Consider the following 13,199-nt stretch of genomic DNA (forward strand, 5'->3'; position numbering starts at 1 on the left):
TCACTAATTAGTAATAAAATAAAACCATCAAATAAGTAATGGATGTAAAGGAGAACACATCATGGTAGAATTAGGTATTTCCACATTTGGCGAAACAACTCCACTAGAAAAAACAGGGAAAACGTACAGCCACGACGAGCGGATCCGTCAGCTAGTCAAAGAAATCGAACTAGCTGATGCGGTGGGGCTTGATGTATATGGGATTGGGGAGCATCACCGAGAAGATTTTGCGGTTTCTGCACCTGAGATTGTGCTGGCAGCTGGTGCCGTCAATACCAAGCATATCAAGCTAACATCAGCAGTTTCAATCCTTTCTTCCATGGACCCTGTACGACTTTATCAGCAGTACACCACCATTGATGCTTTGTCAAATGGCAGAGCGGAAATCATGGCGGGTCGTGGTTCCTTTACGGAGTCATTCCCCTTGTTTGGCTATGATCTCCATGATTATGAAGAACTCTTCGATGAAAAGTTGGATATGCTTCTGGAAATCGATAAGGAAACCAATCTCAAGTGGGATGGGCATTTTACCCAGTCAGTCGATAATAAGCCAGTCTATCCACGTCCTGTCCAAGAAGATTTTCCCATTTGGGTGGCAACTGGGGGCAATGTAGAATCCACTATCAAGATTGCTAAGAAAGGCTTGCCGATTGTGTATGCAGTCATTGGTGCAGGTGCCCATCGCTTTAAACCTTTAGTCGATGCCTATCGCAAGGTTGCCCGCAACTCAGGTCATGATCCAAAGAAAACGAAAGTTGCAGCTCATTCTTGGGGTTGGATTGCAGACGACCATGACAAGGCTGTGGAAGAATACTATCATCCAACCAAAGTAATTACGGACAATATTGCCAAAGACCGTCCACATTGGAGCGAGATGACCAAGGCGCAATATCTCTACTCCCTGACAGACGAAGGGGCAACCATCGTCGGAGATCCAAAACGAGTTGCTGAAAAAATCATCAAGACCATTGAAACACTTGACTTGGACCGTTTCTTCCTCCATCTCCCAATAGGCTCAATGCCGCATGAAGATGTTCTCCGTGCCATCGAACTCTACGGAACAGAAGTCGCGCCAATCGTCCGAGCATATTTTGCTAAGAAAGAAGAGAATCAGTCTCAAGACTGATGAGATAGTTGATAAGATGAGCTATACTATAGTTAATCCTAAATATTTTTCATAATCTCCTTAAAAGCTTGGTCAGTTGACCAGGCTTTTTTGCGTACAAAAATACTCTTGGAATTTCCAAGAGTATGTTCAGTAGCAGTGGTGAAAAAGTTTGTTGTCACCTATTTCATAGTAGGGAACAATAGTACATCCCGAATAGTAGTGGTGTCTGTCAAGAGCATGCAGAGGCGGTCGATACCGATTCCTAAGCCGCCTGTTGGTGGCATACCGTATTCAAGGGCTTCGATATAGTCGTAGTCAACGCCTGTCGCTTCGTCGTCACCGAGTTCTTTAGCCTTAGCTTGGGCTTCGAAGCGTTCCAATTGGTCGATTGGGTCGTTCAATTCTGTAAAGGCGTTTCCGTATTCCTTGGTCATGATGAAGAGCTCAAAGCGGTCTGTGAAGCGTGGGTCTTCATCGTTTTTCTTAGCTAGTGGAGATACGGCTACTGGGTGACCATAGACAAAGGTTGGTTGGATAAGAGTTGCTTCAACGTATTCTTCAAAGAAGCTGTTGATGATTTGACCAACTTCTGTATGGTGTTTTTCCACAGGGACCTTGTGCTCAGCTGCAAGGGCTTTTGCTTCCTCGAAGCTCATCTCTTGCCAGAAGTCCACGCCAGTTTGTTCCTTGATAGCATCGACCATGTGGATACGCTTGAATGGTTCGTGGATGTTAATGATAGTATCCTGATAAGTCACAGGACCATCACCGACAACAGCCTTGGCAGTATGCTGGATAATTCCTTCGGTCAAGTCCATGATGTCCAAGTAATCCGCATAGGCTTGGTAAACCTCAATGGAAGTGAACTCAGGGTTGTGGGTCGCATCCATACCTTCGTTACGGAAGATACGGCCGATTTCATAAACGCGTTCCATACCGCCGACAATCAGGCGTTTGAGGTGGAGTTCTGTCGCGATACGAAGGACCATGTCAATGTTTTGGGCATTGTGGTGGGTGATGAATGGACGAGCTGCAGCACCACCAGCTTCGTTGTGAAGGACAGGTGTTTCCACTTCCAAGAAACCAAGTCCGTCAAGGTAACGGCGGATTTCTGAGATAATTTTTGAGCGGGTCACAAAGCGATCAAAGCTCTCACGGTTGGTAATCAAGTCCAAATAACGCTTGCGGTAGCGGGTCTCGATGTCTGTCAAACCGTGGAATTTTTCTGGCAATGGGCGGAGCGCTTTAGACAGGTGAGTTAATTTGCGAGCGTGGATAGACAACTCACCAACGTTTGTCTTGAAGACATCTCCCTCGACACCGATAAAGTCACCAAGGTCTGCTTTTTTGAAGATTTCATAATTTTCTTCGCCAACATCATCCTTACGAACGTAGATTTGAATCTGGCCTTCGCGGTCTTGAATGTGAGCAAAACCTGCTTTACCCTTACCACGCTTGGTCATAATACGGCCTGCGATGATAGCTGTTTGGCCCAATTCTTCCAAGTCTTCTTTTGATTTGTCTTCGTACTGGGCCTTCAATTCAGCTGAATTTGCAGAACGCTCAAAACGTTTTCCAAATGGGTCAATGCCCTGTTCAGCAAGGGCCGTCATTTTTTCACGACGGACAATCTGTTGGTCATTTAATTCTTCAAAATGTTCAGTTGACATAAAAATTTCATTCCTCCAAAGTCTGTTATTTCTATTTTATCATAGAATAGGCAAAAAATCAGCAAAAAAGAAAGCAAGAAACTGCTTTCTTAGTGAGATTTGTAGCTGGTATCATTCCAAGCTAATTCTGTAAAGTGTTCAAAGTCTGTCGTTTCCAAAATGGAAATGGAGGCATTGTCCAAACCACCTCTGTGACGCAGTTGGGCAGGTGAAAAACCAAGCAGGCGATGGATAGAAGCGGTTAGAAAGGCACCATGGCTGACGATGAGGATTGTTTCCATGTCTTGCCCTTTCAGCGATTGGACAAAGTCCACCATTCGTTGAGTTACCTGGCGAACGCTCTCAGCTTCAAATAGGTCATTATCAAAAAGAGCTAGATTATGTTTGAGAGCCCGTGCTTGCTTGGGATAGATAGAACGAAAAATCGACATCTTGCTTCCTTCCAATTTTCCAAAACTCCATTCCCGTAATTGAGGGCTAGTCTGGACGGTTTGACAATATCGATTGGCTTTGGCAATCTGTTCAGCAGTGATTGTTGCACGTTGTAAATCACTAGAATAAATAGCATCGAAAGGCAGGTCTGCCAAGTGTTTTCCTAGCAATTCCAGCTCTTCAAAAGCTTGTGGCAAGAGAGCCGAATCTCCAGAAGCGCCTTGAAAGCGTCCCTCCAAATTCCATTCGGTTTTACCGTGACGGACAAAGTAGATTTTCAAGTCTAATCTCTCCCTTCAATCAAATCAGAAAAGTCAGCCTTTACAAAATCAGCTAAAACCTGGCTATCGATTTTTATCGAACGACCAATTTCACCTGCTGAGACAATCAAGTGACCGAGTTCAAGGGCAGATTGGTCAATGTAGATTGGGAAATTATGCTTCTGACGAATACCCACGGGATTGTTGGCACCGTGAACATAGCCAGTTGTCTTTTCCAAGTCCTTTTGCGGAATCATGCTGACTTTTTTATTGCCAGAAATCTTGGCTAATTTTTTCTCAGATAGGTGCTCAGTGATTGGCACGATTCCAATGACAGGCCCTGTTTTATCTCCTGTCAATGCCAGTGTTTTGTAAATTTCGTCTTCTTCAATTCCTGGTGGTAGTTGGCCATCGAGGGCATTTAAAACAAGGCTATCATGATCGATCTTAGCCTTGTCTAAAATTTGGTCCACCAAGGTTTTCTTTATTTTAACCTTTTTAGCCATTATTTATATTTTTCCTCAAGTTTACTCATCCAAAGTCCCAACCATGCTCCTAAGACAAATAGCACAAGAGCAGCAATCCATGTCATAAAGTTGGCTCCTGCATAAGAAATTGCCTCTTTATTTCCTGCTTGTGGAATTAAAATCAAGAGAGTTGAAGACGATACAATACCAATAATAAAGTGATAAACACGTGAATGGTATACTTTCAGAGCATGGTCCATGGCTTTTGAAAAGGCAACCATTGCAAGAAGGCCACCGATAGCGATGGGTAGGAAGGTACCGAATAAATCAAGTGATTTGAACCCATTGAGCATTGGCGTGTAAATGCCCAAAATTAGCAAGAGGTTTGACGGGCTAAGTCCAGGGACGAGAATGCCTAGCGCAATCAAGGCACCTGCCAAGACAAAACTTGCAAAGTTTGCTGGAAGAGTTCCTACAAGGCTATTTAAGTTATAGAGCAAGAGCCCAGAAACCACAAAGGTACCAATCAACCAAGCCCAATCAAGGCTATCCCGTTGACTTTTGAGTGTTGACTCTTTGACCAAGCTGGGAATGGTTCCGACGATTGCTCCTGCAAAGGCCCACAAAACTGGAACTTGGAAATGTTGCAAGAGATATTCAACTGGAAATGAAAAGAGTGCTATCCCCAAAATACCACCGATTCCGACAGGTACAAAGAAAAGAAAGTTTTCTTTAAAATCCTTGCGAATATTGGCCAAAAATCCAATTAAGCGTTCGTAAATTCCAAGGATAGCAGCCAGTACTCCCCCAGAAACACCAGGTAAGATAAAGCCAAGGGCGATAATCATACCTTTAATTATTCTTGCAATCCAAGAAGCCATAATGTCCTCCAAATGTATTTATAATGTCCCCATTATAGCACAAACCCTCTGAAAATCTTCAAAAAGAGTGCCTGAAAGACAAAATCTCACAGGCACGATCTATTACATATGATAAAAACTTGGTCTAGCTTTGTAGAGTAAAATGAGTAGGACACAAGCAATGATGGTCGAAGGAAGAATGTAGCTAATATTATAGGTAAAGGAATAGAGCCAGACAGGTGTACCAGCAGGAGCATAGTCAGCATAGAAGATAATTCCAGAGAGGAAGGTGGCAAGCAGTCGAATGCTGCCTCCTAGAAGACTCGCCAGACTAATGACAAGAGTGGCTTGTTTTAGCTCTTTTTGTTTGGTAAGGAAGGGAGCCAAGAATCCTGCTAATCCAATTCCAGCATAGGAGAGGGCATAGTCAAGGAAGACTTGGAAGACATTCAGAAAATAACCGCCATAGAAAAGCTGAGTAGTGCCTACAATCCCACCTGCAAGAATGCCGATACTCCATCCATGACGTAGGGCAAGAAAAAGAATAGGCAACATAACGAGAGAAACAGAGCCGCCTTGTGGCATGGTAAAGAGAGGGAATTTGTCAAAGACAAGGGCGATGGCAGAGAAGATTGCGATTTCGGCTAATAGACGAATGTTTGATTGATACATAAAAAGCTCCTTTGTTTTTAATGAACAAAGGAGCAGGTCTGATACTGTTGATATCAGATACTTACACAATCCCTACGCTAGTCTTAACTAGATCAGGTTCGAGGATTTCGCAAAAGCGATCTCAGCCGAAGCACTCCTTTGTGGTAGATATTTAATTTTATTCAGGGACTGTGAACAGTTTTTGGTAGACCTGATTTGGATCCTTCAGGGTTGTGATAAGGTTAAGGTCTAAATGATTGGCAAAGCCATTGACGTAGCCTCGAGAGGTGTACTGATGAAGGTCGTAATCGAGATCGGTACTTGGCGCGGCGTTATAGTAGCCTGAGTCATCGCCGTAGGTAGGTATCCAGATGGCATCAAACTTATCAACCTTAATGCTGTGATCTTCCATGAAATAGGTTCCGATATAGATACCGATGTTCTTGGCGCCCAAGGTTTCTAGTTCCTTACGGAAGGCTTCGACCCCAGCATTCATATCGTCCATGGTATATTCTTCAACATCTAACCAATAAAATGTAGGATTATATTGGTTGGCAGCCTTATAGAAACTACGAGCCTCTTCTTTCATGTTTTCAATGCTGTTACCTGTCACATAGGCGTAAACTGCAACGGGGACATTTCGAGCTTGAAATTCTTTAATGTGGGTTGCATAGGATTTATCTAGACCATTCTTGTCAGTGGCTGTATTTTCATTTTTTGTATGTGAGCCACTTTGGATACGGACGATAGCACCTGAAATATTTTGACTCAGTGTATCATAGTCAATCTCTGATGGTCTTTGCCAGGCAGAAACATCGATGATTGGTTTCATTTCAAGGGCATTTGTGATATGGTAGCTAGGCTTGGTACCTGTGTTTTTAGAGCTAGCGCTAGTGCTTGATTGGGCTGTTACGGTTTCTTTTTTATTGGCAGCATTTCCAAGAACACCAGTGATGGAAATGAGAATAAAAAAAGATAGGAAAAAACCAATAACAACCATTGGATTCAATTTCTTTCTCATCCCTATTATTTTATCTTAAATAGCAAAAAAAATCAAAAAAATAATATTGAAATGTGTGAAAAGCAGAGGCTCTTGACAGACTGGCTATAATAGGGTAGTCTAAACTTGTATGGATAAATATCATGATAGTGTGAAACGGCTGAGTCGAATTGTCTTATTGGTCGCTCTAGCCATTGTATTACGCCTTGCTTTTGGAGCATTTCCCAATATAAAACCTTTGACAGCCATTTTTCTGGTTGCTCTCTCCTATATGGGTTTGATGGATGCTTGGCTAGTCATGGCTCTGACCATGGTTGTTAGTGGTTTATTATTTGGATTTGGTCCAGTAGTCCTATGGCAAGTGTTGAGTTTTGGTCTTGTTCAGTTGCTTTGGTGGGGCTTGGTCAGACCTTTCCTACATAAGGAGCATTTTGCTATCTGGCTACAGTCCTTGCTAGCTGCTGTCCTGGTCTATGTTTATGGGTTTGTCATCAGCATCTTATCTGCTTGGCAATTTGGCCTAGCACCATTCATTTTTTGGCTCAACGGCTTGTTTTTTGACAGTCTTCATGCTGTTTCGACCTTCTTGTTTTATCCCATCATATACCATATTTTTAGGAGATTTTATAAATGAAACGGATCCTTCTGATTGTTACTTTTTTCTTGACAATGGTTCTGGCTGCCTGTCAAGCAAATCCTGTCGAGCAAGCTGAAACCAAGATTACAGTCACTTTGCAAATTACCAAAGACGGAAAAACAGCCAGCCAGGAAGTAGCGGCTGAGCAAGGTGATAGTGTTATGGATGTTTTGGAAGACAACCATCAAGTAGAAGAAGATAATGGCTTGGTGACAGCTATCGATGGGGTTAGTCAAAATCCAAGCACCAATACCTATTGGATGTATAAGGTCAATGACCAAATGGCTGACAAGGGAGCGGAAGAGCTGAAAGTGGCAGCTGGCGATAAGATTGAATTCTATCTGGAAACATTTGAATAGACAGGGGAAAGGGGCAACCCTTTTTCTTTTTGTCTGGTCAGCAGACTGCAATTCCGAATCTTGTCCCCTACTTTATGGACCATGCTGGGTAATTTAGTGTAAAGTATGCTATAATAGAACCCAGTACTCGAAAGAAGGTTGGATTAGAAATGAAGATTGACAAGCGGCACTTATTGAACTATTCCATTCTCATACCCTATCTCATCTTATCAGTGATAGGCTTGATTATCGTTTATTCAACAACCAGTGCCACGCAAATTATCAATGGGGGTAATCCTTTTAGAACGGTGATTAACCAGTCGCTGTTCTGGGGTGTCAGCCTCTTTGCTATCTATACGATTTACCGTATGAAATTAAGCTTCTTGAGAAGAAAGGCTGTTATTTACTCGGTTATTTTGTTTGAAGTATTTCTCTTAGCCATTTCTCGTTTGTTCCCGCCCATCAATGGTGCACATGGTTGGATTCCCTTACCTGGAGCGGGGAATTTACAGCCTGCCGAATACCTGAAGTTGATTATCATCTGGTATTTGGCCCATGAATTTGCCAAACAGCAGGCGGACATTCGGACCTATGACTACCAGGCCTTAATCAAAGGAAGTTGGATTCCGCGAGAATTTACTGATTGGCGCGTGGTCAGCCTTCTCTTGTTAGCCATGGTAGCGACCTTGCCTGACTTGGGAAATGCTACCATTGTCGCTCTGATTATGGTTGTCATGATTAGTGTCAGCGGTATCGCTTATCGATGGTTTGTGACGGCGGTCTTGAGTATCATCGCTGTATCTGGCTTTGTTTTAGGAACTATATTTATTTTGGGTGTCGAAACAGTTGAGAAAATTCCTCTGTTTGGCTACATCGCCCGTCGTTTTGCAGCCTTTTTTGACCCCTTTGGAAATGCCACAGGTGCAGGCCTGCAGTTGACCCATTCCTTCTATGCCATGAGCAATGGTGGCTGGTTGGGTCGTGGTTTGGGTAACTCTATTGAGAAAAAGGGTTATCTACCAGAAGCCCAGACAGACTTTGTGTTTTCAATCGTTATAGAAGAACTTGGCTTTGTTGGAGCCAGCTTGATATTGGCCCTGCTTTTCTTCCTCATCATTCGCATCATCATTGTTGGTGTACGGGCTCGCAGTCCCTTTAACTCGATGATGGCCTTGGGGGTTGCAGGAATGCTTCTGATTCAGACATTTATCAATATTGGTGGGATTGCTGGTATTATTCCTGCGACGGGAGTTACTTTCCCCTTCTTATCACAAGGAGGGTCTAGCCTACTCATTATTTCGATTGGTATTGCATTTGTCCTTAATATTGATGCTAATGAGAAGAATAAATTGATTGAAGAAGAGCTTGAGCGCACAATCGGCTAAATAAAGGAAAGAGAGTAAATATGTCTATCCAAAAATTAGAAAACTATAATAACAAAGAAACCATTCAAGAAGAAATTGCGATTTTAACCACTATCCTTGAAGAAGTAGCGGCCCAGATGATGCCTCAGGAAACCTTCAAGAAAATCCTTGAATTGTCCCAGCTCTCTCGTGAGGATGATTACCAGGCCTTGATTGAGATTATTGGTCAATTAAATAACGAAGAATTAGCAGTTATTTCTCGTTACTTTGCTGTTCTTCCTCTCCTAATCAATATTTCAGAAGATGTGGATTTGGCCTATGAAATCAACCACCAAAACAACGTTGACCAAGATTACCTGGGGAAAATTTCAACGACGATTGATATGGTGGCCAAGCAGGAAAATGCAGCAGAAATCTTGGAGAAGCTCAATGTTGTTCCCGTCTTGACAGCCCATCCGACCCAGGTTCAACGTCAATCCATGTTGGATTTGACCAAACATATTCATGAATTGCTTCGCCGTTACCGTGATGTGAAAATGGGCTTGCTTAACAAGACCAAGTGGGAAGACCAACTTCGTTGCTACATCGAAATTATCATGCAGACAGATATGATTCGTGAGAAGAAGTTGAAGGTAACCAACGAAATCACCAACGTTATGGAATACTACAACTCTTCCTTTATCAAGGCCGTGACCAAGTTGCAAGGTGAGTATAAGCGATTGGCAGCTGAAAAAGGTATTGTGCTCAACAATCCTCGTCCCATTACCATGGGCATGTGGATTGGTGGTGACCGAGATGGCAATCCCTTCGTAACAGCAGAAACTCTGAAATTGTCAGCCTTGACCCAGTGTCAAGTCATCATGAATTACTATGATGAGCAACTCCATAAACTCTACCGTAATTTCTCTCTCTCGACTTCTATTGTGAAGGTTTCGACAGCTGTAAAAATCTTGGCTGAAAAATCAGAAGATAGTTCAGTTTACCGCGAAAATGAACCATATCGCCGTGCCTTCCATTATATTCAAATGAAATTGGCCAATACGCGCGATTATTTGGTGGATAATAAGCCGTCGGATGTTCGCTACGCCAATGTCACTGAATTTAAAGAAGATTTGCTTGCCATTAAACAGTCCTTGATTGACAATAAGGCAAGCGCCTTGATCAAGGGTGATTTTACAGAATTGCTGGAAGCAGTAGAAGCCTTTGGTTTCTATCTGGCAAGTATTGACATGCGCCAGGATTCTTCTATTCACGAGGCTAGTGTTGCAGAACTTTTGGCGTCGGCCCGCATTGTAGAAAATTATTCTAGTCTGTCTGAAGAAGCCAAATGTCATGTTCTTTTGAAACAGTTGGAAACAGATCCCCGTATTTTATCTGCTACCCATGTTCCCAAATCAGAGCAGTTACAAAAAGAATTGGCTATCTTTGCTGCAGCGCGGGAATTGAAAGATAAGCTGGGTGAGGAAATTATCAAACAGCACATTATCTCGCATTCTGAAAGTGTTTCTGACTTGTTAGAACTGGCCGTGCTCTTGAAAGAAGTTGGGCTGGTCGATATGGACAAGGCGCGTGTGCAGATTGTTCCACTTTTTGAAACCATTGAGGACTTGGATAATGCAGCTGCTACCATGCGCCAGTATCTACAACTTGATTTGGCAAAACGCTGGATTGCAGGCAACAAATACTACCAAGAAATCATGTTGGGCTACTCGGATTCCAATAAGGATGGAGGCTATCTTTCATCTGGTTGGACACTCTATAAGGCCCAGAACGAGTTAACTGAAATTGGTCGAGAATTTGGTGTTCATATTACCTTCTTCCACGGTCGTGGAGGGACAGTTGGCCGAGGTGGAGGTCCATCCTATGATGCCATCACTTCCCAACCATTTGGTTCCATCAAAGATCGCCTTCGTCTAACAGAACAGGGGGAAGTGATTGGTAACAAGTATGGTAACAAAGACGCTGCCTATTACAATTTGGAAATGCTGGTATCGGCAACCCTTGACCGCATGATTACCCAGATGATCACCGATCCGAATGAAATTGACGGCTACCGAGAAACCATGGATGCCATTGTGGCAGACAGTTACTCTATCTATCGTGACTTGGTCTTCAATAATCCGCATTTCTACGATTACTTCTTTGCAGCTAGTCCAATTCGTGAGGTGTCTAGCCTCAATATCGGTTCACGTCCAGCTGCTCGTAAAACCATCACGGAAATCGGTGGGCTCCGTGCTATTCCTTGGGTATTCTCCTGGTCGCAAAACCGTGTCATGTTGCCAGGTTGGTATGGTGTTGGTTCTAGCTTTAAACGCTTTATCGATAAGGAGCCAGGAAACTTGGCAAAATTACAGAAAATGTATGAAAGCTGGCCATTCTTCCGTTCTCTTCTATCGAATGTGGATATGGTCTTGTCCAAATCCAACATGAACATTGCCTTTGAGTATGCGAAAATGTGTGAGAGTGAAGAAGTACGAAATATCTTCCATATTATCTTGGATGAATGGCAGTTGACCAAGGATATTATCTTGGCTATTGAGCAAAATGAGGAGCTACTTGCAGAACTTCCTTTCCTCAAAGCCAGTCTGGACTACCGTATGCCATACTTTAATGTCCTCAACTATATTCAAATTGAACTGATTAACCGTCTTCGTCGTGGTGAACTCAGTAAGGAACAAGAAAACCTCATCCACATCACCATCAACGGTGTGGCGACTGGTTTACGAAATTCTGGTTAATAATAACTCAGCAACTTCTTCGGAGGTTGCTTTTTTAATACGGTAAAGGATATAATATTTAAAAAAATGTAACCAAATAAGTTCTCGTTCGTTTTATTTGTGAAAGGAGGAGATGAGCATCAAATTAGATGAATATGAAAAAGAAGTCATCGGTATTGCCGAGGAAATTTCCTACTACCTGCAAAAATCTGGCGCCACATTTGCTGATAGTCAGGATATAGCCCAGGATATACTAGTGAAAATCTTAGAAGCAGAACTTGTCCTTCCTTTCGACAAATTACGAGCCTGGCTTTATCGTTCGGCAGTTAGAGCCTACATCGATAAATACAGGAGGGACAAGCATTATCACGAAATCTTACAAAGAGAGTTTTTTACCAGTGAGAATGTATTAACTTATGACATAGAAAACTATGAAGAGCTCTATCAGGCGGTTGCAGACTTGCCAACCAAGTATCAGCATGTCATTGACCTTTATTATTTTCAGGATATGAGTGTCAAAGAGATTGCCCATATCTTAGGTTATAGTCAGAGTTTGGTGAAAATCAATCTTTACCGTGGTCGAAAACTTCTAGCAAAAAACTTAAAAGGGAAAGGGTATGAATATGAAAACTTTTGAAATTGCAACCAAGAAAAGTAAGAAAAAACAATTATGGAAAACAGTTGGTATATCTACACTAGGGCTCTTGTTTATAACGGGAGTGACCTTGAAGACCTTGCAGATTTTAACTGCTAATAATGGAGAAAAAATCTATCAAGAACATGAATTATTGTCACAGGTTGCCTATCCAAACATTGAATATTCAACCTACTATTATAAAGCGACCTCTCTATTTGCTGGTGCTGTCCATGCAGATCGCCACAAAGATTTGGCAGGGGTTCCAGTAGCATTTGGTGACTATGAATATCACTATGACTGGATGGGAACGTATTTGGATTTTTCTCAGGATGGTCCATCTTATAAAGGAAATATCGCCTATGATCGCCAAACTTGGTCAAAATTGCCACTCTTCTATAATACGGAGATGATCGACACAGATGACTTTGCAACTGTCCCTAGTCAAGAACTTTCTCTAGTGAAAGAAATGTCCAATCAGCTAGTAGAAGTTGCCATCACTTTTGACAAAAAATATAGTTTAGGCGAGTTGCAGACCATGTTACCCCAAAATTTGAAAAAGAATTGGTACTGGATTGGAACAGCTTCTAAGATGAACGCGGCAGATTTTCGCATGGATCAGTTGTTTGGTTTTCAAGGAGATGACTTAAAGGTTTATAAACCAGATGCTGATTTACCAGCAGAGGCGACTGCATGGAATCCTTTAACACCTATGAAAAAAATGGCTGAACAGTATAATCATTATTTAGGGGAATATGCACTTGTTACAGATATGCAAATCTTTTTAGACAAGTTTGATCATACCGACTTCACCAAACAAGAAGAGATTGACCAATTGGAGTTCGCAGGCATTATCCTAACAGGCAGAGCAGAAGACTTTGCCCAGCTAGAGGGCAAGGACTGGATTTATGCTTCGAGTATCGGAGCTTCTGTCCAAAACCAGCCTTATTATCAGTTAGAAATTCCATAATAGATGAATAACTACCTTGCTTGAATTGCTTTCAGACAAGGTTTTTCATTTATTTGGAAAAATTTTTAAAAAATTTTCTTTTTTCATGACT

Annotated in this window: 13 protein-coding genes and 1 riboswitch; of the genes, 7 read left to right on the plus strand and 6 right to left on the minus strand. The window is 42.2% G+C overall.

Features of this window, described 5'->3' with window-relative positions; genetic code table 11:
- Positions 1-61: 61 nt before the first annotated feature.
- A complete protein-coding gene (locus C1E58_RS06380) occupies positions 62-1,126 on the plus strand; it encodes an LLM class flavin-dependent oxidoreductase (RefSeq protein ID WP_105209770.1) in 1,065 nt (354 codons plus the stop codon).
- Between the two features lie 161 nt (positions 1,127-1,287).
- On the opposite strand, the gene lysS is transcribed toward C1E58_RS06380, so the two are convergent.
- From lysS to C1E58_RS06410, 6 genes are all read right to left on the minus strand, one after another.
- The gene (gene lysS / locus C1E58_RS06385; protein ID WP_105209771.1) at positions 1,288-2,778 is read right to left on the minus strand and encodes a lysine--tRNA ligase; all 1,491 of its coding nucleotides are present in this window, start codon (positions 2,776-2,778) and stop codon (positions 1,288-1,290) included.
- 89 nt (positions 2,779-2,867) lie between these two features.
- The gene (locus C1E58_RS06390; protein WP_105209772.1) at positions 2,868-3,491 is read right to left on the minus strand and encodes a histidine phosphatase family protein; all 624 of its coding nucleotides are present in this window, start codon (positions 3,489-3,491) and stop codon (positions 2,868-2,870) included.
- Positions 3,492-3,493: 2 nt separating this feature from the next.
- Entirely contained in the window at positions 3,494-3,976 is a 483-nt protein-coding gene (locus C1E58_RS06395; RefSeq protein ID WP_105209773.1) for an aminoacyl-tRNA deacylase, read from the minus strand.
- Entirely contained in the window at positions 3,976-4,818 is an 843-nt protein-coding gene (locus C1E58_RS06400; protein ID WP_105209774.1) for a DUF368 domain-containing protein, read from the minus strand. The genes C1E58_RS06395 and C1E58_RS06400 overlap by 1 nt, the downstream gene beginning before the upstream one ends.
- 102 nt (positions 4,819-4,920) lie before the next feature.
- Complete coding sequence (gene thiT / locus C1E58_RS06405; RefSeq protein WP_105209775.1) at positions 4,921-5,469, minus strand: energy-coupled thiamine transporter ThiT; 549 nt, start codon at positions 5,467-5,469, stop codon at positions 4,921-4,923.
- Between the two features lie 52 nt (positions 5,470-5,521).
- A riboswitch (TPP riboswitch) is annotated at positions 5,522-5,617 on the minus strand.
- Between the two features lie 9 nt (positions 5,618-5,626).
- Positions 5,627-6,469 (minus strand): glycoside hydrolase family 25 protein, encoded by an 843-nt coding sequence (locus tag C1E58_RS06410; protein WP_105209776.1) that lies wholly within the window; start codon positions 6,467-6,469, stop codon positions 5,627-5,629.
- 109 nt (positions 6,470-6,578) lie between these two features.
- Here C1E58_RS06410 and C1E58_RS06415 point away from each other — a divergent pair, with 109 nt between their 5' ends.
- The 6 genes from C1E58_RS06415 (at position 6,579) to C1E58_RS06440 (ending at position 13,108) form a co-directional block, all read left to right on the plus strand.
- Positions 6,579-7,082, plus strand: a complete 504-nt coding sequence (locus C1E58_RS06415) for an ECF transporter S component (RefSeq protein WP_105209777.1) — start codon at positions 6,579-6,581, stop codon at positions 7,080-7,082.
- On the plus strand, positions 7,079-7,444 hold the full coding sequence (locus tag C1E58_RS06420) for a DUF4430 domain-containing protein (protein WP_105209778.1): 366 nt from the start codon (positions 7,079-7,081) through the stop codon (positions 7,442-7,444). The genes C1E58_RS06415 and C1E58_RS06420 overlap by 4 nt, the downstream gene beginning before the upstream one ends.
- A gap of 149 nt (positions 7,445-7,593) precedes the next feature.
- Positions 7,594-8,808 (plus strand): cell division peptidoglycan polymerase FtsW, encoded by a 1,215-nt coding sequence (ftsW, locus tag C1E58_RS06425; protein WP_105114285.1) that lies wholly within the window; start codon positions 7,594-7,596, stop codon positions 8,806-8,808.
- A gap of 20 nt (positions 8,809-8,828) precedes the next feature.
- Entirely contained in the window at positions 8,829-11,525 is a 2,697-nt protein-coding gene (gene ppc / locus C1E58_RS06430) for a phosphoenolpyruvate carboxylase (RefSeq protein ID WP_105124679.1), read from the plus strand.
- 112 nt (positions 11,526-11,637) lie between these two features.
- Positions 11,638-12,141 (plus strand): RNA polymerase sigma factor, encoded by a 504-nt coding sequence (locus C1E58_RS06435; protein WP_105209779.1) that lies wholly within the window; start codon positions 11,638-11,640, stop codon positions 12,139-12,141.
- Positions 12,122-13,108, plus strand: coding sequence for an anti sigma factor C-terminal domain-containing protein (locus C1E58_RS06440; protein WP_105209780.1), 987 nt, complete (start codon positions 12,122-12,124; stop codon positions 13,106-13,108). The genes C1E58_RS06435 and C1E58_RS06440 overlap by 20 nt, the downstream gene beginning before the upstream one ends.
- The last annotated feature ends 91 nt before the right edge of the window (positions 13,109-13,199 follow it).

Source organism: Streptococcus suis (assembly GCF_002964575.1).
Classification (GTDB): Bacteria; Bacillota; Bacilli; order Lactobacillales; family Streptococcaceae; genus Streptococcus; species Streptococcus suis_R.